The organism is Bartonella massiliensis (assembly GCF_902150025.1).
GTDB lineage: Bacteria > Pseudomonadota > Alphaproteobacteria > Rhizobiales > Rhizobiaceae > Bartonella > Bartonella massiliensis.
The window spans coordinates 1-642 of the sequence record NZ_CABFVS010000081.1 but is presented as its reverse complement, the minus strand read 5'-3'; the positions used below and the strand labels follow the sequence as shown (position 1 = coordinate 642).

Sequence of the window (642 nt, the reverse complement as noted above, 5' to 3'; positions counted from 1 at the left end):
TCACTCGAACCTGCGGCTATAGAACCATCCGCTAGTGACGTGATCTTGCTGGATTTTCTGTCTCCATCTTTGCCATGCACTGCAACAAAGGCTCCTGTACCTTCATCCCACAACAAGGCATCGCCTTGGATTGTCGTAATCTCTTTAGTCACCTCTTTGGTAATTTCATCCTTAACACTCTCAAATTTATCTTTAACGTTCTCAAATGACTTACCAACTCCAGCAAAGGCTGAGACGACATCATCATAGCTGGCATCTGTATTCTCGCCATCAGAAGTGAAACTCTTAACTGTAAATTTAGGTGCGGCCCAAATGCCATTCTCATAGCTAGCCTCGCCACCTAAAGACTCCGCAACACCGCTTCCTAGGCTATAAAACTGACCTCCCGTGACCGCATCACTCGAACCCGCGGCTATAGAACCATCCGCTAGTGATGTGATTTTTTTATTTGCGACGTCAATGCCATCTGTGGTGACTTTGGGGCCATTTTCAATGGTTATACCATTGCCATCTAAAGTAAGTCCCCCTACAGTCAGTCCCCTGCCTTGTATAGATACACCAGATTTTTCCGTTGTATCTAGAGCGGGTATTTTTATGCTGTCTAAAGTGAGATCTTTAGCGAGATCAAATTTCACATTATTG

At 44.7% G+C, this 642-nt stretch carries 1 pseudogene; it reads right to left on the bottom strand.

The annotated features are described in order from the left end of the window. Positions 1-642, bottom strand: a pseudogene (locus FNZ60_RS09870) (hypothetical protein); the annotation flags it as partial.